Annotated in this window: 17 protein-coding genes; 8 read left to right on the top strand and 9 right to left on the bottom strand. The window is 57.9% G+C overall.

Features of this window, described 5'->3' with window-relative positions; all coding sequences use genetic code 11:
* Positions 1–45: 45 nt before the first annotated feature.
* The 5 genes from CFB04_RS15685 to CFB04_RS18135 all read left to right on the top strand — a co-directional run bounded on the left by CFB04_RS15685 (position 46) and on the right by CFB04_RS18135 (position 7592).
* Complete coding sequence (locus CFB04_RS15685; protein ID WP_088536267.1) at positions 46–2553, top strand: mannose-1-phosphate guanyltransferase; 2508 nt, start codon at positions 46–48, stop codon at positions 2551–2553.
* Positions 2554–2635: 82 nt separating this feature from the next.
* On the top strand, positions 2636–4822 hold the full coding sequence (locus CFB04_RS15680) for a glycoside hydrolase family 57 protein (RefSeq protein ID WP_088536266.1): 2187 nt from the start codon (positions 2636–2638) through the stop codon (positions 4820–4822).
* Between the two features lie 80 nt (positions 4823–4902).
* On the top strand, positions 4903–5928 hold the full coding sequence (galT, locus tag CFB04_RS15675) for a galactose-1-phosphate uridylyltransferase (protein ID WP_088536265.1): 1026 nt from the start codon (positions 4903–4905) through the stop codon (positions 5926–5928).
* Between the two features lie 60 nt (positions 5929–5988).
* On the top strand, positions 5989–7446 hold the full coding sequence (gene glgA, locus CFB04_RS15670) for a glycogen synthase GlgA (RefSeq protein WP_088536264.1): 1458 nt from the start codon (positions 5989–5991) through the stop codon (positions 7444–7446).
* Positions 7443–7592 carry a hypothetical protein gene (locus CFB04_RS18135; RefSeq protein WP_088536263.1) on the top strand — a complete coding sequence of 50 codons (150 nt, stop codon included), beginning with the start codon at positions 7443–7445 and terminating at the stop codon, positions 7590–7592. The genes glgA and CFB04_RS18135 overlap by 4 nt, the downstream gene beginning before the upstream one ends.
* Positions 7593–7654: 62 nt before the next feature.
* Here CFB04_RS18135 and CFB04_RS15660 read toward each other — a convergent pair whose 3' ends face one another.
* Positions 7655–9175: a NapC/NirT family cytochrome c gene (locus CFB04_RS15660; RefSeq protein WP_088536262.1), complete on the bottom strand. Its 1521-nt coding sequence runs from the start codon at positions 9173–9175 to the stop codon at positions 7655–7657.
* A gap of 231 nt (positions 9176–9406) precedes the next feature.
* Here CFB04_RS15660 and CFB04_RS15655 point away from each other — a divergent pair, with 231 nt between their 5' ends.
* From CFB04_RS15655 to nrfD, 3 genes are read left to right on the top strand one after another with little or no spacing between them, the layout of a single operon-like run.
* On the top strand, positions 9407–9886 hold the full coding sequence (locus tag CFB04_RS15655) for a cytochrome c3 family protein (protein ID WP_088536261.1): 480 nt from the start codon (positions 9407–9409) through the stop codon (positions 9884–9886).
* Positions 9883–10665 carry a 4Fe-4S dicluster domain-containing protein gene (locus CFB04_RS15650; RefSeq protein WP_088536260.1) on the top strand — a complete coding sequence of 261 codons (783 nt, stop codon included), beginning with the start codon at positions 9883–9885 and terminating at the stop codon, positions 10663–10665. Before CFB04_RS15655 ends, CFB04_RS15650 begins: the two co-directional genes overlap by 4 nt.
* A complete protein-coding gene (gene nrfD / locus CFB04_RS15645) occupies positions 10665–11912 on the top strand; it encodes an NrfD/PsrC family molybdoenzyme membrane anchor subunit (RefSeq protein ID WP_172825515.1) in 1248 nt (415 codons plus the stop codon). The genes CFB04_RS15650 and nrfD overlap by 1 nt, the downstream gene beginning before the upstream one ends.
* A 27-nt stretch (positions 11913–11939) precedes the next feature.
* Here nrfD and CFB04_RS15640 read toward each other — a convergent pair whose 3' ends face one another.
* The 8 genes from CFB04_RS15640 to CFB04_RS15605 form a co-directional block, all read right to left on the bottom strand.
* Entirely contained in the window at positions 11940–12191 is a 252-nt protein-coding gene (locus CFB04_RS15640) for a hypothetical protein (protein ID WP_088536258.1), read from the bottom strand.
* Complete coding sequence (locus tag CFB04_RS15635) at positions 12188–13093, bottom strand: ATP-binding protein (RefSeq protein WP_088536257.1); 906 nt, start codon at positions 13091–13093, stop codon at positions 12188–12190. The genes CFB04_RS15640 and CFB04_RS15635 overlap by 4 nt, the downstream gene beginning before the upstream one ends.
* 33 nt (positions 13094–13126) lie before the next feature.
* Positions 13127–14035 carry a hypothetical protein gene (locus CFB04_RS15630; RefSeq protein WP_088536256.1) on the bottom strand — a complete coding sequence of 303 codons (909 nt, stop codon included), beginning with the start codon at positions 14033–14035 and terminating at the stop codon, positions 13127–13129.
* A 65-nt stretch (positions 14036–14100) separates the two neighbouring features.
* Positions 14101–16359, bottom strand: coding sequence for a primosomal protein N' (gene priA / locus CFB04_RS15625; RefSeq protein ID WP_088536255.1), 2259 nt, complete (start codon positions 16357–16359; stop codon positions 14101–14103).
* 102 nt (positions 16360–16461) lie between these two features.
* Positions 16462–17643: an FprA family A-type flavoprotein gene (locus CFB04_RS15620; protein WP_088536254.1), complete on the bottom strand. Its 1182-nt coding sequence runs from the start codon at positions 17641–17643 to the stop codon at positions 16462–16464.
* A gap of 69 nt (positions 17644–17712) precedes the next feature.
* Positions 17713–18609, bottom strand: a complete 897-nt coding sequence (gene hslO, locus CFB04_RS15615; protein ID WP_088536253.1) for an Hsp33 family molecular chaperone HslO — start codon at positions 18607–18609, stop codon at positions 17713–17715.
* A complete protein-coding gene (locus tag CFB04_RS15610) occupies positions 18609–19148 on the bottom strand; it encodes a hypothetical protein (RefSeq protein WP_088536252.1) in 540 nt (179 codons plus the stop codon). The genes hslO and CFB04_RS15610 overlap by 1 nt, the downstream gene beginning before the upstream one ends.
* A gap of 4 nt (positions 19149–19152) precedes the next feature.
* A complete protein-coding gene (locus tag CFB04_RS15605) occupies positions 19153–21531 on the bottom strand; it encodes a U32 family peptidase (RefSeq protein ID WP_088536251.1) in 2379 nt (792 codons plus the stop codon).
* Positions 21532–21563: the final 32 nt, after the last annotated feature.

The raw sequence follows: 21563 nt of genomic DNA, 5'->3' as shown, positions 1-21563 counted from the left end.
ACCTAAACACTGATATTATTATTTGATAAAGGAGTGGAGAATCACATGAAAGCAGTCATTATGGCCGGAGGATTCGGCACCCGCATCCAGCCCCTCACCAGCAACGTTCCAAAGCCGATGATTCCGCTCATGAACCGTCCCATCATGCTTCACATTGTGGAGCTTCTCAAGAAGCACCAGATCACGGATCTCGTGATGCTTCTCTACCACCAGCCCCACATCATCAAGAACTTCTTCCGGGACGGGGCTGATTTCGGCGTAAAAATCACTTATGTAACCCCACTGGAAGACATGGGGACCGCCGGAGCCGTAAAATGTGCCGAGAAGTATCTCGACGAGCGGTTCCTCATCATCAGCGGGGACCTGCTCACCGACTTCAACATCAAGAAGCTGATAGACTTCCACGAGGAAAAGAAAGCCCTTGCCACCATCACCCTGACTTCCGTGAAAGACCCGCTGCAGTTCGGTGTAGTTATCACCGACAAGGACAAGCGCATCACTCAATTCCTCGAAAAACCGGGGTGGGGGGAGGTAATCTCCGACACCATCAACACAGGGATGTACGTTCTTGAGCCGGAGATTTTTCAATACATTCCCCAAGGGGAAAACTTCGACTTCTCCCAGGACCTCTTTCCAAATCTCCTCGAAAAGGGGGAGCCTCTCTTCGGCTACCCGGCCAAAGGGTACTGGCGGGACATCGGCAACACCGATTCCTACCGGGAGGCCCACCATGACATCTTCCGCGGCAAGGTGAACGTGAAGATCGACGAGCCGAAGCACGACCTGGTAGGAAAGGACCTGCGCGTCGGTGCCGATGTCCGGCTCGACAACGCGGCCATGCTGGAAGGCACGGTGGTGATCGGCGACAACTGCCAGATCAAGGGGGGAGCGCAAATCAAGGACACCGTCATCGGCCGCAACTGCACCATAGAAGCCGGCGTCCGCCTCTCCCGCTGCGTGGTCTGGGACAACGTCTACATCAAGAGGGGAGCCAAGCTCAACGACAGCGTGCTCTGCAACAACGTGAGTGTGGGCAACGGTGTGATCATGGAGGAAGGTGTCATCATTGCCGACGACACCGCCATCGGTGAGGAGTCGTACCTGAAGCGGGACGTGAAAGTCTGGCCCCGGAAGGTTATCGAATCGGGGTCCACCGTCACATCAAACCTGATCTGGGGGGAGAAGTGGAAAAAATCACTCTTTGAAGGCGCCATGATCAAGGGACTCACCAACGTGGAGCTCACCCCGGAGTTCGTGGCGAAACTAGGCTGCGCGTACGGCACATCCCTTCCCAAGGGGAGCTTCGTTCTTGCCGGCCGCGACCCGTACCTGTCATCCCGGATGCTGAAGCGCAGCTTTCTCGGCGGTATACTCTCCGCAGGTGTCCACGTACGCGATCTCAAGATGATCCCGCTGCCGGTGCTCCGCTACAAGCTCAAGACTTTCGGAGAACAGGGGGGAGTCCATTTCCGACAGTCCCCGGAAGATCCGGCGGTAACGGAAATCATCTTTCTCGACAGTGATGGTCTCGACTTCTCCAGCGCCATGGGAAAAAACGCCGAACGGATATTCTACAAGGAGAACTTTCGTCGCGCCCATCACATGGAGCCGGGAGGCATTACCGAACTGCCGCAGGTAATCGATTTCTACCGCGAGGGATTCTCCCGCAACATCGCGCAGGACACCGTCAGAAAGGCCAACATCAAGGTTGTCATCGACTTCAACCACTCCCCCGCCGGACAGATACTTCCTGCAATCCTCAACGACATGGGGTGCGAGGTCATCGGCCTCAACGCCTACATCGACGAGGAGCGGGGAGCGAAGCTGGCCGGAGAAAAGCCGCACAGCCTCGAACAGCTTTCGAAGATAGTTGCAACCCTGGAGGCTCATGCCGGATTCTGGCTCGACCCCTCCGCCGAAGAAGTGACCATCGTCGATGAAACCGGTAAAGTGTACGAGGCGTCGGAAGCCCTCCCCCTCATGGTGTCCCTCATGATCCGCTCCGCTGCTAAAGGCTCCTTCGCCGTCCCGGTATCAGCACCATCGGTAATAGAAATCATGGCCCATGAAAAAGGGTGCACTGTGATCCGCACCAAAAGCTCCGAGCGTGCGATGATCGAAGCGGCGCTTTCCCCCGAAGTAGTCCTCGCCGGCTCCATGGACGGAAGGTTCGCCTTCCCGAAATTCCAGGCAGCTTTCGACGGGATGTTCACCATCGCCAAGACGGTCGAACTGATTGCCTCCAATTCCATCCGCCTGTCACGGGTGCTCGACGAGATCCCTCGCCGGACCTTCCTCCAGACACGGCTGCCATGCATCCTGGAGATGAAAGGTGGAATTATGCGCAAGATGAGCGAGGACAGCCTCGATCGGGAAGCGACCTTTATTGACGGCATCAAGGTCCATTTCGGCGAGGACTGGGTTCTTGTGCTTCCGGACCAGTACCAGCCCTTCATCCACATAATAGCGGAAGCCAAGGATCACAAGGTCGCCCAGCGACTACTCGACGAATACCGGAAGAAGGTCGAGATCTGGAAGAAGGAACTGCAATAGGACTCCACCGAAAAACTCCTGTGAAGGCTGCACCGGGGCTGCCTGCTCAGCCCCGGACGCCGAAGCGTGTGAGGGGTTATCCATGTACCTGACCTTTCTCTGGCATATGCACCAGCCATACTACAAGGATCCCTTCAAGGGGGAGTACGCTCTTCCGTGGACGTATCTCCATGCCGTGAAAGACTATTACGACATGGCAGTCATAGTCGACGAGTCACCGGGAGCCAGAGTCGTCTTCAACCTTGTCCCGTCGCTCCTGGAACAGATCGTAGATTACGCGGCGGGCGCTGCGGTCGATCCTTTCCTCATACGCGGAAAAATGGCTCCGGAGGACATGGGCGAGGAAGACAAACGCTTCATCATCGAGAACTTCTTCAGCGCGAACCGCCAAAGAATGATCGATCCGAACAGGCGCTATCTGGAGCTGCTCCACCAGGCAGACGACGCCTTGAAGGGTGGACGGAGCGTGGCTCGGGCCTTCGGCGACCAGGACCTTCTCGACCTGCAGGTACTCTTTTTCCTCGCCTGGACAGGGGAGGCAGCGAAGCGCCGGTATCCTGAACTGCGGGAACTTGTGCACAAGGGGAGGAGCTTCAGCCGCCAGGACAAGGAACTGCTCTTCGCACGGCAACATGACATCCTGAGCGACATCATCCCCCTCTACCGGAAACTTCATGAAACGGGAAAGGCCGAGTTGTCGGTCACTCCGTACTTCCACCCGATCCTCCCGCTTCTGTGCGACATGAAGGCGGCGCATACAGCAATGCCGCGGGCCAACCTCCCAGCTTCGCGGTTCCGCCACCCCGAGGATGCCCGAAGTCAGGTGGAGCAAGGGATTGCTTATTTCCGCGAACTGTTCGGCTTCACACCCCAGGGGATGTGGCCTTCCGAAGGATCGGTCAGCGACGAGGCGCTCTCCATCATCTCCGGCTGCGGCCTCTCATGGGTCGCCACCGACGAGGAGATCCTCGCCCGCACGCTCCCGGGAGGGCTAGGCTTGCGGAAAAGGGAGCTTTATCACCACTACTCCTTCCGGTACGGCGCACGTGATCTGAAGATATTCTTCCGGGATCACCAGCTCTCCGACCTCATAGGGTTCACCTACTCCCAGTGGGAGACCCAGCGCGCCGTTTCGGATTTCATAGGTCGACTCAGGGATATACGGGAGCATGCAGGGACCGGAGAACAGGTAGTGTCGGTTATTCTCGATGGGGAGAATGCCTGGGAGTACTACCCGTCCAACGGATACGACTTTCTTACGACCCTCTACTCCAGCATTGCCGATTGTGACTGGCTGAAGATGACCACATTTTCCGACGTGCTTGCCAGGGTCCCCGAGCAGCGGGTCCTGAGCCACATTCACCCCGGCTCATGGATCAACGCCAACTACGGCATCTGGGTGGGTCACCCGGAGGAGAACCTGGCGTGGGATTATCTCGAACGGGCACGGGAAGCGGCGGTCACCTCCAGCGAGGTTGTCGCAGACCTGCTCGCGACCGGACCCGCACATCTGTCTTCCACCGGACAGGACGATGTCCCCTGGCAGGTATGCAAGTCCCTCTATGCTGCGGAAGGAAGCGATTGGTTCTGGTGGTACGGCGACGACCATTTCTCTCCCCATAGCGACCGGTTCGACAGTCTCTTCCGCAGGTACCTGATCAACGTCTACCGGCTCCTCAACCTGGAGACCCCGCGGGAGCTGTTCGAGCCGATCAAGAAGAAGAACCCTGCCGGGCTCGTGCGGGAGCCGGCAGCACTCCTCACCCCGACCATCAATGGAGTTACCGACGACTATTTCGAATGGCTGGCGGCCGGCCTCTATGATCTCACAAAACAATCTTCAGCGATGCACGCTGCGGAGAGCGTACTCCAGTCATTCTTCTACGGATACGATCGCGCCTTTTTCTATGTGAGGGTCGACGGAACGAAGTATCTCGAAGAAATCCTTCACCCCAACGACATACTGAATCTTCATCTCGTCACCGGCCGTGAATACCGCATCGCGCTTTCCACAGGGAACGGAAACGGACCGCTGCTGGCGGTTGAACATGGGGAATGGCGGGAAGTAGGCCGCGCGCAGTGGACCATCGCCCGCACCTGCGAAGCGAGCATCCCCCTTGATCCTCTCGATCTCGAACCCGGAGCCAGACTGCTTGCATTCGTGACTCTCGTACGCGGGCAAGAGGAACTGGGACGCTGGCCGGCTGATGGCGCAATGCAGCTCACCTACGCCGGACCGGATCTGGAACTCGACAACTGGCTTATTTAATTTGATTCAACCAAAACCTCAGCTCCCCGGAAAAAGCCTGCACTCTCCGAGGAAACAGCGAGGCGATTTGTGGAGGGATAATGTCGGAATTACGCTGGGACCCCCTGAAGCAGCACTGGGTCATCATCGCAACGGAAAGAGGGCGGCGCCCCCGGGATTTCCAGGTGGAGCAGGAATCACGGCAGATGACCAGCTGCCCCTTCTGTTATGGAAACGAAGATAAGACGCCCCCCGAGATATTCGCCATAAGGCCCTCGGGACAAGCCAATTCCTCAAACTGGAAGGTCCGGGTCATCCCCAACAAGTTCCCGGCGCTGCGCATCGAAGGGGACCTTAACAAGCGGGGGCACGGGCTGTACGACGTAATGAACGGGATCGGCGCCCACGAGGTAATCGTGGAGACCCCGGACCACCACAGGGGGCTGGGAGACCTGACGCCTTCAGAGATAACCGACGTCCTGCGGGCATATCGTGCACGTTACCTGGACCTGCGTAACGACAGCCGGTTCCGTTACATGGTCCTCTTCAAGAACCACGGGACCACGGCCGGGGCCTCCCTAAGCCACGCGCACAGCCAGCTCATCGCCGTTCCCCTCACCCCGCCTGTGGCGGCCACCGAATTGCGCATCTGCCGGGACTTCTTCGCTTCGAAAGAGCGCTGCATATTCTGCGATCTCATAGATTTTGAACTGGCCAGCGGTGAGCGGGTGGTAAAGGAGTTCAATAATTTTGTCATACTCACACCATATGCCGCCTGTTTCCCATTTGAACTGCGTCTCTACCCGAAGAAGCATTCTCACGATTTCGCATTGATGGACGACCCGATGCTGGGGGAACTGGCAGTGGCCCTGAAAGACATGCTGCTGCGCCTAAAGACCGTACTTAAAGATCCCCCTTTCAACTTCATCCTCCATACGGCCCCACCGCTGCATCCGAGGCTCGGAAAGCCGGACTACTGGGGATCAATTGCATACGACTACCACTGGCACATCGAGCTGGTTCCGCGTTTGACCCAGATAGCGGGTTTCGAGTGGGGGACCGGATTTTTCATCAATCCGACCTCCCCCGAAGATGCCGCCACCTTTCTCAGGGAAGCCGATGCATAGCATGTGCTAACACGGGTGTAGTGCAAGTTCAGGCGCACCACAGATACAAGGTACCTATAGATGAAAATCGTAATGATAGCTTCCGAAGTCACGCCGTTCGCCAAAACCGGCGGCCTTGCCGATGTCGTAGGTTCGCTGCCTAAGGAACTGAAACGACTGGGTCACGATGTACGGATATTCATCCCGTTTTACCGCGAGGTCGAAAAAGGGGGCTTCAGCATCCGGAAGGGCCGGAAAAGCGTGGAAGTTCCTGCAGACAAGACGATGCAGAAAGGTTTGCTCCGGCAGACGGCTCTGGACGACATACCGGTCTATCTCATCGAGCACAAGGGTTACTTCGGCAGGGACACCCTGTACGGCGGCCCCACTGGGGATTACCCGGACAACGCGCAACGTTTTTCCTTCTTCTGCCGGGGGGTCCTCGATGTCCTCAAGAAGCTCGATTTCCGTCCCGACGTTCTCCACTGCCACGACTGGCAGACTGCCCTCATCCCGATTCTCCTCCGGTATGAGATGGAAAAGGACCCCTTCTTCGGGAAAACGGCCACCCTCTTCACTATCCATAACCTTGCTTATCAGGGCATTTTTCCTGCGGAAGCACTCCCGGCCATGGGGCTTTCCGCAGAATATCTGACTATGGATCGGCTCGAGTACTATGGAAATCTCAATCTGATGAAGGGAGGAATCCTTACCGCCGACGTTGTCACTACCGTATCCCCCACCTATTGTGAAGAAATATGCGGACCGGAGCAGGGATTCGGCCTCGATGGCGTTCTGCGGACACGGGAAGACCGCCTGTTCGGCGTTCTCAATGGTCTGGACTATTCTATCTGGGATCCTGCTCACGACAGGAACCTGGCCAAGAATTACACCCCCACGGCAATTTCAGGAAGGACCGCAAACAAGCTGGCCCTTCAAAAGCAGCTGGGTCTCGAACAGAAGGTCGAAACGCCCCTGGTAGCGATGGTGACAAGGCTGGTCTCCCAGAAAGGGATCGATCTGGTAGTGGAACTGCTGCCGCAATTAGCGGAACAGAACCTCCAGCTGGTAATCCTCGGCAACGGCGACAGGCGCTATGTCGACGCCATCGAAAGCTTCCGCCAGACCCACCCCGGGAAGATCGCACTTTCCACAGGCTTCAACGGTTCCCTGGCCCATCGCATTTACGCCGGGAGCGACATCTTCATGATGCCGTCGCAATTCGAGCCATGCGGTCTGGGACAGCTGATCGCACTCCGTTACGGTTCGGTTCCCCTGGTTCACAGCACCGGTGGCCTTAAGGATACCGTAACGGATCAGCGGGACAGCGCGCGTGACCACCTGGGTTTCACTTTCACGGACTATTCTTCAGCCGGCCTGTGGGAAGCCATGGAGCGTGCATTGCAGATATTCGGTGAAAACAGGCAGGAGTGGAAGAAACTGATGCGGCGGGGGATGAACGCCGATTATTCATGGGCGAAATCGGCGGTGAAATACGAGGAACTCTACCGCCTCGCCCTCAAGAGAAGAGAACGATGACGGACAAAATGACCGAACTGGAAGAACTGGAGCGGGAAATCCGCAAAATTATCGACGACAACAAGAAATTCCTGTCGCGGGTACTCGATGACGATTTCGAGCCGGAAGAGGAAGAACCGGCGGAAGAACCGGAGGTGGAGATCTAATCAGGAATGAAAAATGCCCCGGAATTCCGGGGCATTTTTCTGTGCCTGGATCTAACGGCCCGTCAGTGGCCGTGCCCTCCCCCGCCGGGGACATCCTCCCCGCCCGCCGTATGGCAGTCGCTGCAGTTGGTCTTCATCAGCTCGTCACCGATATCTACCGGGTGCACGAAGCTTCTCACCTGCTTGCCAGCCGGGATGTTCTCCTGAGTCTGGCTGATGACGGTGTGGCATAGGTCGCAGTCCTTGGAAATCACCTTTCCCGCTGCAGTCTTGTGTTTGCCATCATGGCAACGGAAACAGCCGGGAGTATAGAAGTGCCCGATGTGGTTCGGGTAGGTGTTCCACGCTACTTTCATAGCCGGGAAGAAATTGCGGCTGTAGATATCCTGGACGATAGCGACGGCCTGAGTGATCGCCGCCCCCTTCTCCTGGGCCACCTTCGGGTAATTTTTTGCATAGTACGCGGGAAGTTCGGCTGCTATGGCCGCTTTGGCTTCTTCAGTAGTCTTGTACGGCTTCTCCAGTATCTCCACCGCCACCTTCTTTATGTAGGGAAGAGACGGATCTATGAGCCGGGAGACGATATGCTCGTCCATCTCCTGCCCCGGAGAGCGGTAGATGTGTGTCGGGCGGTTATGGCAATCGGTGCAGTCCATGAGCCGTTTTTTTGCCTTCTCGATTTCGGCTCTCGTCATCGGCTTTTCTGTGTTCATGTACTCGGTGATGGTGCCGTCCTTCTCCTTCACCGCGATGTAAGGAATGTCGAGGCGCTTCTTGTCGCGGGCGATGTAGTGGACCTCCGTCCCGATGTGCCAGTGGATCCCCATGGCATGGGGAGTCTTGGGAGTTCCGCCGATCTTGATGAGCATGTTTATCTCACGCGGCGTGTTCTGCTCGTTTGGCGCGTAGTGGTAGAAGACCTTCTGTCTGCCGGCATAGAACTTCTCCGGCCAGTGGCAGTGCTCGCAGGTGTCCCGTGCCGGACGCAGGTTTTCGATGGGAGTCTCGATAGGCGTCGGGTACTTGTGGGCAAGAACCGCATACACCTGGCGCAGGCCGGATATCTTCGCCTTGACGAACCACTTGGCTCCCGGCCCCACATGGCACTCGACGCACTTTACGCGGGCATGGGGCGAGTTCTTCCATGCGGTGTGCTCCGGCTGCATCACGGTGTGGCAGAGTTCCCCGCAGAAGGTGGTGGACTCGGTGAATTCGTACCCTTTGATGGCGGCAACGGAAACTATCAGCACGAAAAGCGCAGTTGCGACGTTGAAGAAGATGAATAGGCGGCGCTTGTGCGGGTCGTTCAGGTCGATGCGGGGAAATGGCGGAATATCCTCGTCCGGATGCTGGCGCCTCCTGTTCCTGACCCTCCAGGCACCTACAGGCACGAGGATAAGACCCAGTATGAGCATCCCAGGGAATATGAAGTAGGTCATGATTCCGATGTAGGGGTGTTCGAAACCTGTGATCGCTTCCAGAGAGAGGAAGGCGATGATGAGGAAGGTCGCGGTGGTGGCCAGAATCATGCCCACCATGCTGATCAGGTTCCAGGCGTATCCGGCAGTCTTACGTACAGGCATAGATGCTCCTCAGAAGGGTGATATCTCCGGAGAAAACTCCGCGATTTTGCGCAATGGGTACGCGAATCAGCCGAATCTACAGATTAATAAACATCATGTCAAAATAAAAAAATATAATATTCAACGCTTTGCGGCTACCCTTCCTGAATATTGTAAAAATAATAAACGGTGTTATAGAGTGAAGCAACTGGTGTCACTGCTGTCCATCTCAGACAAAGGAGAAAAGTTGCTGTGAAGAGCCACGTCTGGCGGCCACTGTGGGTCGCCCTCCTATTTGTCGCATTGATCCTCGGCATCAGGATGCTCTACGTCCCCTCCGACTTCGGCATCCATGATCGCGGGTATATGTACGGCTGGCACCGCAAGGGTAATGAAAGCGAGTGGCGCGGACTTCCCGTCAAGTACGGGCCTCAGGGGTACTGCCGCCAGTGCCACGAGGAAAAGTACCGGGAGCTTGCCGGCTCCTTCCATCGGGGAATCGGGTGCGAAAACTGCCACGGGCCAGCCCTCGGTCACCCAAAGGATCCACCGACCCTGCCCACCGACAAGAGCCGGGAGCTCTGCATCCGCTGCCACAGCTACCTTCCTTACCGTGGCTCGGAGCGGGAAAGGATAGATGGAATTGATCCGAAAAAGCATTATCCTGAAGCCGAGTGCGTCATGTGCCATTACCCGCACAATCCGAGGCCTCACCGAAAGGGGAGCTCATGATCAATCGCCGCCGATTCTGTAAACAGACCCTGCTTTTCATCGGAGGTATGGCCATTCCCCTGGCGGCCATCGAGCTGTTCGACCCGAAGCGGCTCGTCGCGGAAAATGACACAAGCCCCGTAAGGTGGGGGTTCCTGGTCGACACCCGCAAGTGCACAGGTTGCGGCCTCTGCGTCCGCGCCTGCAAAATCGAGAATGACACTCCATACGATGCGAAGGTAACACGGACCTGGGTCGAGCGGTACGTGGTGACAAAGAAGGGGGAAACCCTGATCGATTCGCCGAAGGGGGGACGGGACGGCTTTGTCCGCAGTGAAATAGATCAGGAGGAGCATGGCTTGCGGGATGTCGACGAAAATGAAATCGCCAAGGCCTTCTTCGTCCCGAAGCTTTGCAATCAGTGCGACAACCCTCCCTGCGTCCAGGTGTGTCCAGTGGGAGCAACGTACCAGACCGCCGACGGAGTCGTCCTTGTGGATAGATCATGGTGCATCGGCTGCGGTTACTGCATCATGGGGTGCCCATACGGAGTCCGCTTCTTTCACCCGGTGCACCGCGCCGCCGAGAAATGCAATTTCTGCTACCACAGGCTCGCTAAGGGGTTGAAATCGGCCTGTGTACATGCGTGCCCCTTCGATGCACGCAGAATCGGAAATCTGAGAAATCCCGACGACCCGGTGACGAAGATCATAAACACGGAGCGGGTGGGCGTCCTCAAGGAAGAGTACGGAACCAAACCGCAGGTCTTCTACCTGGGATTGTCCCTGGAGGTGAGGTGATGGTGCACGGTGAAGCGTGGACTCTAAAGGAACTGTTCGTCTACCCCAACGAGTATATCTACTGGACCATTCAGATCGTGATGTACCCCTTCATGACAGGACTCGTTGCCGGAGCCTTCGTCCTCTCCTCCCTCTATCACGTCTTCGGGATAAAGAGGCTGAAGCAGATCGCCCGATTCTCCCTCGTCTTTTCGTTTGCGCTGCTCCCGGTGGCAATGATGCCGCTGCTTCTCCATCTGCAGTTCCCTCTCCGGGGAATCGCCGTGATGATGACACCCCACTTTACCTCCGCCATAGCGGCCTTCGGCATCGTTTTCACCACCTACGGAATGATTGTCGCTTCGGAGCTCTGGTTCGTTTACCGGCGGCATTTCGTGGAAACTGCTCTTGCCTTGCGACAGATCCCCGAGCGCTCCCGCCTCCTCCAGTTCCGCTACATGCTCTTCTCTGCCCTCACCCTGGGTGCATGGGATATAACCGAGCATGCAATAGAGAAGGATGAAAAGGCGGTGCGGCTTCTTGCCGCTGCCGGCATTCCAGTTGCCTGCTTCCTCCACGGGTATGCAGGCTTCATCTTCGGCTCCGTCAAGGCCAACGCACTTTGGATGACCCCCCTCATGCCCGTAATCTTCATCTGCTCCGCCGTCGTTTCCGGGATAGCCCTCTGCATCCTTGCCTATATCCTCACGATCGAACAGCGCAGACGCTTCCCCACCCTATGGCGGGGAGCCGACCCGGGTTCCACCGTGCAGGGGGGCCCGGCAGATATGGAGGAGGTACGGATAGCCGTGAAATACCTGGTGATGTTCCTCGTCTTCGCCATCACGCTGGAACTGCTCGATCTGATCTTCAGAGGTTATACGGCGGTAAAATCGTGGGACATCCTGCGGAGGGTCATCTACGACAGGGACTTCGTGAGCATTTTCATACTCCAGTACGGTCTGGGAAACCTGGTCCCTCTCATTCTCCTTCTGTTGCCGCGGCTGACAATCCGCCGGACTGTTGCCGCTACCCTTCTGGTTCTGGTCGGCGTCTTCATGATGCGATGGAATGTCGTGATCGGCGGTCAGACTTTCTCTTCATCTTTTGCCGGGTTCATGCACTACAGGCTCCCCGTCTGGCCCCACAGCATGGAGACGCTAAAAGAGGGGCTGTTTGGAGCGCTCATGGTAGCGGCTACCCCCTTCCTTCTCTTCTGGCTGCTCGACAAGGTGATGCCGGTGTTCGGCACAAACGACTCGCGGTAAACGACGTGAAGCAACCTGCCCCCTCTCCTATTCTTTGAACGCTCGTCCCACTTCCTTGCCGGCATGGCTGAATGCCTTGCCGGTCTCTTTACCCGCCTTCTTGAATGCCTTTCCGACGGCCTTGCCGCTCTTTTTCGCAGCCTTGCCGGTCGCAGTACCCATCTTCTTGAACCCATGACCGACCTGCTTCGCACCATCACCAAATTCTCCTGCATGTGCAGAAAGACAGGCGGCCACGAGGATAGCCACAGACAGTGTAAGGCAACCTGTTCTGCTCATCTTTTCCCCACATCTCCATTCGGATTATCAGCCAACAGACTCCTGCCAACCCAGTGGCTGGCAAACTGGAAGGCGATCCGGCCGCTTCGATCACCCTTCTTCTGGGACCAGAGGATAGCCGCATCCTGCACCTCCTTGGTCCATTGCAGTTCCTTCCCGTTCCGGGCGAATAGCTTGTCTAGCCACTGTCTCACCACTTCCACGTACTGGTCCTGTGTAAAGGGATGAAAAGCCACCCAGAGGCCGAAGCGACCCGAAAGGGAAATTTTCTCCTCCACGGCCTCCCCATGATGGATTTCGTTGTTCACGAGCATTGCACCACGGTTGTCGGTCTCGTACTCGGGCAGAAGGTGGCGACGGTTGGATGTCACGTAGATGAGAACGTTCTCCGGAGGTGCATAGACGGACCCGTCAAGGGCGCTCTTGAGCATCTTGTAGCTCGACTCCCCGATCTCGAAGGAAGCATCATCGGAAAATATGATGAACTTGTAGGGCTTCTCCTTGATCTCGTCCACTATGTCGGGAAGGTGCACCAGGTCGTCCTTGTCCACCTGAATGACCCGCAGGCCGCGAGGAGCGTAGTTCTGAAGAAGCGCCCGCACGAGGGACGATTTCCCGGTGCCTCTCGTCCCCCAGAGAAGGATGTTGTTTGCCGGGTACCCCGCAAGGAACTGGCGGGTATTCTCCTCGACGGTCTGCTTCTGTTTGTCGATCCCCAGCAGGTCGTCGAGATGAATATCCTCAACCGAGGGCACCGGCTCGAGGAAACCGGTAAAAGAATGCCGACGCCAGTTGGCGGCATGGCAGACATCCCAGTCTATCCTTGCCACCGGCTTCGGCAAGAGCTGCTCCAGCGAAGTCAGTACCCTTCTGAGCTGGACTGTCAATTCCGGATCCAACATGAAAACCTCCTGCATCTTTACGGTCTGCGGTATTTATTTCACCGCCACCACGTTCCCTTCAAGTTCATGAATGAGCTCGTTATAAGCACCGAGCGTCTTGATGAGCGGCACATCCTTTCGAGCAGTTTCATCGAACAGCTTGAGTCGGGCGTTGAAGCTTCCCGCCCTGCTCTTCAGACCGGCAATGCTATCGACAAGAAAGCTCTTCTCCTTCTTCTCATCCCCTTTGGCTAGAAAAGCCTTAGTTTTTTTCCAGTATTCGTCGGTGCTCCCCACGTAGTGCTGGAGACTTTCAAGAAAAGAGAGGGTGGATGAGGAGATCTCGCCGGCAGTTCCGAGCTTCGCCTGAAGGTCCGTCATGTCCTTCAGCAGGTGCTCGTCGGCGAATCGCCCTGCATCGGCCACGTCGGTCACCTTCGGTTTGGCAGGATCGATAGCGTCGACCTTCTTGAGGAACTGGTCAGACGTCACCAGGTACCGGTTTATGGACCCGGAGGCGGCGTTCAGGGAAAGGATTCCCTGGGAGATGAACTTGGTGAAGAGGGACGCCTGGCCCGCATACGGAATCGGCAGAATCTTGGCGAATCCGGCCGCCACCGAACCGGCCTCGACATACTTTGCGTACCCGGAAAGATTTCCAGCCATCCATTTCACGAAGGCTTCGAATTCCGCCATCGTTTGGCGCTGGCCTTTTACATCGGCAGCTATCTCCCTGAGCCGCTGTAGATTCTTTGCCGTAAGCGCCGCGCTTGTAAGTGAGGGTGCGCCCTCAAGGGCCTTGAGCTTCTCCTGGATCTGTGCATGCTCCTTCTGCAGAAGCAGGATTTCCTCCTCTTTCTGTTTAAGGAGGGTTTCGATGTCGGTCTCCATTCCGGCTGCCAGAAGCGGTGTCGCAAATAGCGCAGCGCATGCTGCAACCGCCACGAATGCACGATGTTTCATCGTATCCTCCTTGAGCTATTGATCAGAAACATACCGGTAAGAATCCAGCGGAGCAAGGGAAAAGGCTACAGCATGTCCACAGGGTCAATGTCAATGTTGACCCTCACCACTGCGGGGGGGACAAAAGTCTTCCGGAATTTCGCGGCGAGAGAATGGACATCGCTCCTCCTGGTCCCCTTGAGAAGGATCTGCCAGCGGTAGCGGCCGCGTATCTTTCCCAGCGGGGCCGTTGCCGGCCCTAGGATCTCCACCTTCCCCTTCAGCTCCCTCCTGAGCCGGCGCAAGGTCGACGCCGCCTGGTCCGCCTGCCGCTCTGCTTCCGCCTTCGATGTGCTTGACAGTATGACGGCGGCAAGATGGGAAAAGGGTGGATACCCTGCATCCCTGCGGAAATCGAGCTCTTCGGCACAGAACCCTGCATAGTCATGGTTCAGCGCACGGAATATGGCGTAATGATCGGGCAGGAGCGTCTGGACAATGACCCTTCCGGGACGGTCGCCCCGCCCGGCGCGCCCCATGACCTGGGTAAGAAGCTGAAACGTGCGCTCGGCGCTGCGAAAGTCGGGAAGATGTACCGATGCGTCGGCCGAAACGACTCCGACCAGCGTGACGCCGGGGAAATCGTGCCCCTTCGCGATCATCTGCGTGCCGATGAGAAGGTCGACGTTCCCCTCCTCCACTTCCTTCAGGATGGCGGCATGGCTCCCCTTCCGGCTCGTGGTGTCACGGTCCATACGCCCCACACGGGCGTTGGGAAACATCTCCGCCACCTCCTCCTCGACCCGCTCCGTTCCTCTGCCGAGCAGACCGATCTCGGGGCTTTCGCACGAGGGGCACACGGAGGGAGCGGGGACCGAATGGTCGCAGTAGTGACAGAAATGGCGCTGGCGGCCACGGTGATAGGTGAGAGTAACGGCACAGTTGGGGCAATTGAGCACGTGGCCGCACTGCTCGCACACAACGTATGTCGCAAACCCTCGACGATTGAGGAAAAGAATCGCCTGCCCACCCTGCTCCAGGTTCCACCCCACCGCTTCCTGCAGCCGGCAGGAGAGGGTTTCGCCCCTGCGGCCCCGCATATCCACCAGTTCGGTCTCCGGCATGGGAAGGCTTCGCACCCGCTCGGGAAGGGAGAGGTATGCATGCTTCCCCTGAGCAGCCGCATGCCATGTTGTCACTAGCGGCGTCGCCGAGCCGAGCAGCACACACGCCTGCTCCATCTTACCCCGCACGAGGGCCAGATCCCTGCCGTTGTAACGGAATCCTTCGCTCTGCTTGTAGGAAGAGTCGTGCTCCTCATCAACCACGATGATACGGATATTGCTGAGCGGAGCGAATATCGCCGATCGGGCACCGATAACGATCGACGCTCTACCCTGCCTGATGCGCCGCCACTCATCGTAGCGCTCCCCATCGGAGAGACCGCTGTGCAGAACCGCGATGCCGCAGGTGAAACGCCTGCGGAAACGCGTGACTAGCTGTGGAGTGAGCGCGATTTCCGGAACCAGCACGAGCGCAGTCCCGCCCTGCTCTACGACGTGGGAGATGGCCTGCAGGTAAATCTCCGTCTTGCCGCTGCCGGTCACGCCATGAAGAAGGTAGGATGCAAAGGAGGCGCAGTCCAGGGATTCCCTGATCCTGCGAAGAGCCTCCGCCTGGCACGAGTTGAGTGGAAGGGGCATGTCATGCTCGACCACCTCCTCACGGAACGGATCCCTGTAGAACTCCCGCTGCTCCGTGGCAACTAGGCCACGTTGCTCCAGCCGCGCAAGCTGGGCATAACAGGCCCCGAACGTCTGCGTAAGCAACGACCGACGAGCCTCCCCGTGCAGGCGCAGAAACGCCAATATGTCTGCCGATTTCCCTCGGACCGGCGTGCCGTCGCCCTCCACCGAAGCAGCCAGATGGAATGTTTCCGTCCGTACCCGCTTCCCCCCGGTAAGCACCTCTGTCGGCACCTCTTCTCCTTCAGCATCGCACACCTTTCTCCTGCGGCCCGTAATGTTGATCCCCGCGGGAAGCGCCGCCTTGAGCACCTCCCCGAGAGGATGGAGATAATACGCTGCACACCAGCGGAAGAATCCGAGTTCCTCTCGTGTAAAGAGGGGTTCCTGGTCTAGCACCTCGATCACTTCCTTAAGACTGTCGCGAGGAGTGCAGGCAATGTCGAGGATGTACCCCGTTACTGTCCGCCGCCCGAATGGTACCAGCACCCGCTTGCCCGGCTGGATCGATGGGACGAGCCCCGCAGGAACCGCGTAGTGGAAGGTGGTATCGAGGGGTACCGGAATGGCTACTTCGATGATCGCCGAAGACGATGACATGACTGGGAAACCTGGAGTTCCATCTGTTAGAGGAAAGGCAGTCGTCCGGGGTGCGCCCGGAAAGATCCGGCAGGCGGCTATCCGTCTACCGGTGTGAAGACTTTATGGAATTTGTTCGGCAATCATCCGCCCCAGCGCCTCGCACTGCTCGATGGTTTCGGGACGGGGGGTAAAGGGAGAGCGGACGAAGGGGGCCGGAAGCTTGAAGTTCATTCCCCTGAGCCGCTCCTCGGCCATCTTGCACGCCTCGCCGCTCCAGCCGAAGCTGCCGAACACCCCGCCGACATTACCTTTCAGCTTCACCGTGGAAAGGAGGGCCAAGACGTCCCACATCGGTTTCGGGATGTCGCGATTGATTGTTGGAATCCCGAATATCAGGGCGTCCGCTTCTTCCATAAGATCGCGGACCTGTTCGTGAGACAGCTCGTTTATATGACGGACCACCACCTCCACACCCGGCAGAGCGGCACCCCTGGCAACGGCAGCGGCCATTTTCTCCGTATTTCCGTGAGGAGAAAGATAGAGGATCGCGATCCTCTTCCCCCCGGCGGGTGGTTGTGACCAGCTCTCATAAAGCTCTACGGCCCGGAGCGGCTCCGTACGCAGAACGGGACCGTGACTCGGGCATATCATCGTGACCCGCTCGTTCCTTAACTTCTCAATGGCAGCAAGAACCTTGTCCTTGAAAGGGCGGACGAGGCAGTCGAAGTAGAATTTCATGTCCGCGGTTATGTCGGGCAGCTGGTCGTTGAATATGCTCCCGCCACAGTAGTGAGCGCCGAAGGCATCACACGTGAAAAGCACCCCCTCATCCTCGACGAGAGTGAACATGGTATCCGGCCAGTGGAGAAACGGTGCGACTATGAAGCGAAGCCGCCTCCCGCCGAGGTCCAGGACTTCTCCGTCCTTGATGACATGAGAGTTGAAAGGGGTATGGATGAGGTTGCCGAGGAACGTCCGCGCCGCCTGGGTGGAGACTACGGTGGCGTGGGGACAATGCTGGAGCATCTTTGCAAGAGAGCCGGAATGGTCGGGCTCGGTGTGATTGACGACGATGTAGTCGATAAGGGAGGGGTCGCAGAGCTGTTTAACCTTTGCAAGAAGCTCGTCCGACCGCTTCCCCTTTACGGTATCGATGAGGGCGATCCTGTCGCGCCCCTTGACGAGATACGCATTGTAGGTGGTCCCGTGCTCCGTTGGAAAGAGGTCATCGAACACCCGGAGTTCGGGGTCCCCGACTCCTACCCACCATATGCCCGGGATTGTCTCGACCACATTATCCATTTCGCCTCCTTTAGCCCACCACATCGGCAGGCAGTGCGACTATAGCAACATACGTACGGTGAAACAACCTCAAGATGGCTTACCCCCCCGTGCAGCCGCCTCCGCTATCAGTTGCTCCAGCTCGGGTCCGGAAACGAGATAGCGCTCCCGGCAGAACTCGCAGGTCACCTCCGCCCCCCCTTTCTCGGTCAGGAGATCCGTCAGGTCCTCGGCCCCGAGGGAAATGAGAACCCGCTCGATCTTTTCCCGGCTGCATGAGCAGAGAAAGGCAAGCTCGCGCTTTTCGAGCACCTGATAAGGGATGTTGTGGAAAAGCTTGTCCAGAAGCTCCTCGGGGGAGAGACCCTGGCGGAGCAGCTCGGTGATGGAGGGAAGCCGGCCGATCTCCTCCATGATGGAGTCCACCGCCGCATCGTCACCGGGAGGCAAGGCCTGGATGAGAAATCCTCCAGCCGCGGAAACCTCACCGGAAGGTTCCACGAATACTCCCAGCCCCACGGCTGACGGGGTCTGCTCCGAATCGGTAAGGTAGTAAGCAAGGTCTTCGGCAATCTCGCTTGAATAGAGTTGCACCATCCCCCTGTACGGCTCGCCGACCCCTATATCTTTGGTGACGGTAAGAAAGCCGGCACGGCCGAGGGCCCCTCCCACATCGAGCTTGCCCTCCTTCTCCTGCAGATGAACCTCCGGGACCCCCACGTATCCGCGGACCGCCCCGTTACTCTCAGCTTCCACAAGGATCTTCTGCAGCGGCCCATTCCCCTCGAACCGGAGCGCTACCCTCTGGCCCGTCTTCAGGAGCGCACCCATAAGAGCGCCCCCGCTGAGCGCGCGCCCCAAAGCTGCAGCAGCAGTGGGCCAGGTGCCGTGCCGGCGGCACCCCTCCCTCACCAGCTCAGTCGTAACGCAGGCGAGGCCGCGGACGGCACCGCTGGTTGAAAGGATCCGGACAAGATAATCGGACATCAGAAGCACACTCCGATCTTCCCGACCACCTCACCCGGACAGAATGACAGATCCTTCAGAATAACCGCATCAAGGGGACGGAAGCTGCTCACCCTGTAATCCAGGAGCTCGGCCAGACGGGGCACCTTGGTCAGATCCAGGCTGAGAAGGCCTTTTTCGTATGAAAGGAAGGGAATGTTCTCCACCAGCTTTCTGTTGAGCGATTCCAGGTCGAATGGTTTGACCTCCTCCAATTTCAGGTGCACTACCTTTCCGCTTTGACTGAAGTTGAAGGAATGTATGGAAAATCGGGCGGAAAAAGGTATCGAAAAAGGCAGCGGCCGCTTTCTCACCTTCCCGGACAGCTCCGCGAAGCCTTCGCCGACCCTGAAATCCAGGTCAGTCACGTCTTCGTGCTTCAACCTGCCAAGGAGCTCCTGCCGCAGGTATTCTTCCGTAAGCCGAAACTCCCGTTTCGTCACCAGGTCACGTATCAACGGGTCCTTCACCAGCTCGAAAAGCGCATCTTTCTTGTTCAACAGGTTGCTGAAAATGCTCATAGTGTTATACCAATCCCATCGTGAAGTTGAATTCGGTAGTACCGGGGAGGGGGCTGCCCCGGTGAAAAGCCTCCAGAATCCGCTGCCACTCCTCTTTCGGCTCCTGGGTAAGGTCGATCACAAAGGAGCCACACCCCATGCTTTGCAAGCGGCTGCGAAGATGGGTAAGGGAGAATCTTTTCACCGGCGTCACCACCGTGAGCCCCTCTTTAACCGTCACGTCGTACTGCTCTCCACGGTCGGAAACAACCGGAGCGTCATTGCGTACCGATTTTATGGCAATCTTAGACGTGATCGCCGGAATGGAAGAAAAGACCGTTATCCGCCGCACAACCCGAACGTCGGCGCGCAGTAGTTCCCCCAGGTTAACTGCATCATCCTCCAGGTACAGGGTGCATGCGGAAGCTCCGAGCTCCCGCCACGACATGAGCGCCTGGGAATTTACGGAAAAAAGCCTGTAGTCGGTACCGACTTCGACCTCCTCAACTTCGTGCAGTATCGGAAAATGAGACAGATTCGCCGCCTCGAACCTCCGGAAGCCGGACTGCGCTATGTACTTCACCGCATCGCGGTAGAAAGGAAGATCCGCCTCGAATATCATGAAAGGAAGTCGCCAGACTACCCTGTCTTCGCGCCCGCGCAGCTTTTTCGCAAGGAGAGGAAGCTGGTGGAGGTTCGCCTTCGACACCGGAACGCTGACACTGTCGACACCATGCTGGCCAAGCATAGGGTGGTCCCGCAGATACTCGATTCGCACGGCCAGCTCTGCGCGCTGGACGCTCCGCTCCGGAAGCGGAGAAACTAGAGCGGCCAAGGCCTCCTTCACCGTCCGCCGCCGGCGCTCACCTATTTGTCCCAGCACCTGCTGCTCCAGAAGGCGATAAAACTCGCGGCGGATATCCTTGAATCGAGAAGCAGGGATCAGAACCTGCGGGAACCCGGGGGCGGAGAGGGACTTCAGTTCGAAGGGGGTCTCTCCGCACCGGGAAAACTGCCCCTGCAGCACACCTTCCATGTCAGCGGTCCTGGCAGGCTCCAGCGGGCCCAGCGCAAAGGTGAAGGCAGATTCTACGCCAACCACCGCTGCATTGATGACGAGCGCTCCCTTTTCAAGGCTAACCCGCAATGCGCATGGAAGCCTGCCGGGCCTGACGGCATCGAGCCGCTTCTTGCAGGCGGCTTCGCTCATGGTGAAGGCGGTTTCGGACGAAACCTTGAACACCGCATCCCCCACTTTGCAGGCAAAGGGTGAAACGGTAGTCGCACTGCTCCTTTCCTTGAGCATCTTAACCTGCTGGTTACCCGCAAAGAGCTCCTTTACCGTGAAAGCCCGCCCGGCCATATCGCTCTTCGGCTGGATGCGGATCCGGTCCCCCACGTGGAGGCGGTCCCGGATGTCGAAGGTGATCCGCCCCCCCCGCACCGATTTTATCTCTCCGAGGAATCTGCCGGTAGCACCCTTCAGCGATGGGGTGGCGATATCCGTAGGGTTGCGGGAAGCGAGAAAACCTTTCGTCGGCACCCGGCCGAAGGAGAGCTTCAGAAGCTCCTTCGCCTCGGCCAATGCCTCTCCCCTCCGCTCCTGCGGAGCATCCAGCATGAGCCGGTAAGCCGACACCACGCTCGCGACGTATTCGGCCGATTTCATCCTCCCCTCGATCTTGAGGGAGCTGACACCCGCATCCAAGAGTTGGGGCAGCATTTCTATGGACGAAAAGTCGTTAGTGGAGAAGTAATACCCTTCCTTCCCCCGGTAGCTGTACTGTCGGCGGCATGGTTGCGCGCAACGCCCACGGTTGCCGCTGTGCCCCCCAAGGAAGGAGGAGAAGTAGCACTGTCCCGAGATCGAGAAGCAGAGCGCCCCGTGAATGAAACACTCTATCCCGATGGGGCTTGCGGCCGCAATTGCGCGTATCTCGTCGACGTGCAGCTCCCGTGCGAGCACCACCCGCTCGAACCCCAGCTCAGCCAGCTGCTTGACACCAAGAGAATTGTGAATAGTCATCTGTGTGGAGGCATGAAGCGGAAGCCGAGGGAAAAAGTTTCGCACCAGCCTCGCCACCGCGAGATCCTGGATTATGACGGCGTCGGCCCCCATGGCTTCCAGCTCTGCCAGCGTCTCCACCAGCTGCGGCAGCTCCCCTTCCTTCACTAGAGTATTGAGCGTCACGTAAACCTTGCGGTTGAGCGAGTGGGCGTAGGCGACGATTTGTCGCATCTGGTCGAGGGAGAAATTTCGTGCTTTTGCACGTGCAGAGAACTCGCGGAGGCCGGCATAGACTGCATCGGCCCCCTTTTCCATGGCGGCAAAAAAAGCTTCGAGAGACCCGGCGGGAGCCAGAAGCTCGGGAAGGGGGACGGTTGACGGGACGATTCGAGACATGGATTTACACTACCTGAAGCGAAGGGGGGGGT

It is taken from the genome of Geobacter sp. DSM 9736 (assembly GCF_900187405.1).
In the GTDB taxonomy this organism is placed as follows: Bacteria; Desulfobacterota; Desulfuromonadia; order Geobacterales; family Geobacteraceae; genus DSM-9736.
The sequence above is the reverse complement of the archived record's forward strand: the minus strand, read 5'-3'. Positions and strand labels throughout refer to the sequence as shown.

Bases quoted from the DNA above. Each gene is read 5' to 3' on its own strand.
- CFB04_RS15685 (WP_088536267.1), top strand. From the start codon at position 46: ATGAAAGCAGTCATTATGGCCGGAGGATTCGGCACCCGCATCCAGCCC.
- CFB04_RS15680 (WP_088536266.1), top strand. From the start codon at position 2,636: ATGTACCTGACCTTTCTCTGGCATATGCACCAGCCATACTACAAGGAT.
- galT (WP_088536265.1), top strand. From the start codon at position 4,903: ATGTCGGAATTACGCTGGGACCCCCTGAAGCAGCACTGGGTCATCATC.
- glgA (WP_088536264.1), top strand. From the start codon at position 5,989: ATGAAAATCGTAATGATAGCTTCCGAAGTCACGCCGTTCGCCAAAACC.
- CFB04_RS18135 (WP_088536263.1), top strand. From the start codon at position 7,443: ATGACGGACAAAATGACCGAACTGGAAGAACTGGAGCGGGAAATCCGC.
- CFB04_RS15660 (WP_088536262.1), bottom strand. From the start codon at position 9,175: ATGCCTGTACGTAAGACTGCCGGATACGCCTGGAACCTGATCAGCATG.
- CFB04_RS15650 (WP_088536260.1), top strand. From the start codon at position 9,883: ATGATCAATCGCCGCCGATTCTGTAAACAGACCCTGCTTTTCATCGGA.
- nrfD (WP_172825515.1), top strand. From the start codon at position 10,665: ATGGTGCACGGTGAAGCGTGGACTCTAAAGGAACTGTTCGTCTACCCC.
- CFB04_RS15640 (WP_088536258.1), bottom strand. From the start codon at position 12,191: ATGAGCAGAACAGGTTGCCTTACACTGTCTGTGGCTATCCTCGTGGCC.
- CFB04_RS15635 (WP_088536257.1), bottom strand. From the start codon at position 13,093: ATGTTGGATCCGGAATTGACAGTCCAGCTCAGAAGGGTACTGACTTCG.
- CFB04_RS15630 (WP_088536256.1), bottom strand. From the start codon at position 14,035: ATGAAACATCGTGCATTCGTGGCGGTTGCAGCATGCGCTGCGCTATTT.
- priA (WP_088536255.1), bottom strand. From the start codon at position 16,359: ATGTCATCGTCTTCGGCGATCATCGAAGTAGCCATTCCGGTACCCCTC.
- CFB04_RS15620 (WP_088536254.1), bottom strand. From the start codon at position 17,643: ATGGATAATGTGGTCGAGACAATCCCGGGCATATGGTGGGTAGGAGTC.
- hslO (WP_088536253.1), bottom strand. From the start codon at position 18,609: ATGTCCGATTATCTTGTCCGGATCCTTTCAACCAGCGGTGCCGTCCGC.
- CFB04_RS15610 (WP_088536252.1), bottom strand. From the start codon at position 19,148: ATGAGCATTTTCAGCAACCTGTTGAACAAGAAAGATGCGCTTTTCGAG.
- CFB04_RS15605 (WP_088536251.1), bottom strand. From the start codon at position 21,531: ATGTCTCGAATCGTCCCGTCAACCGTCCCCCTTCCCGAGCTTCTGGCT.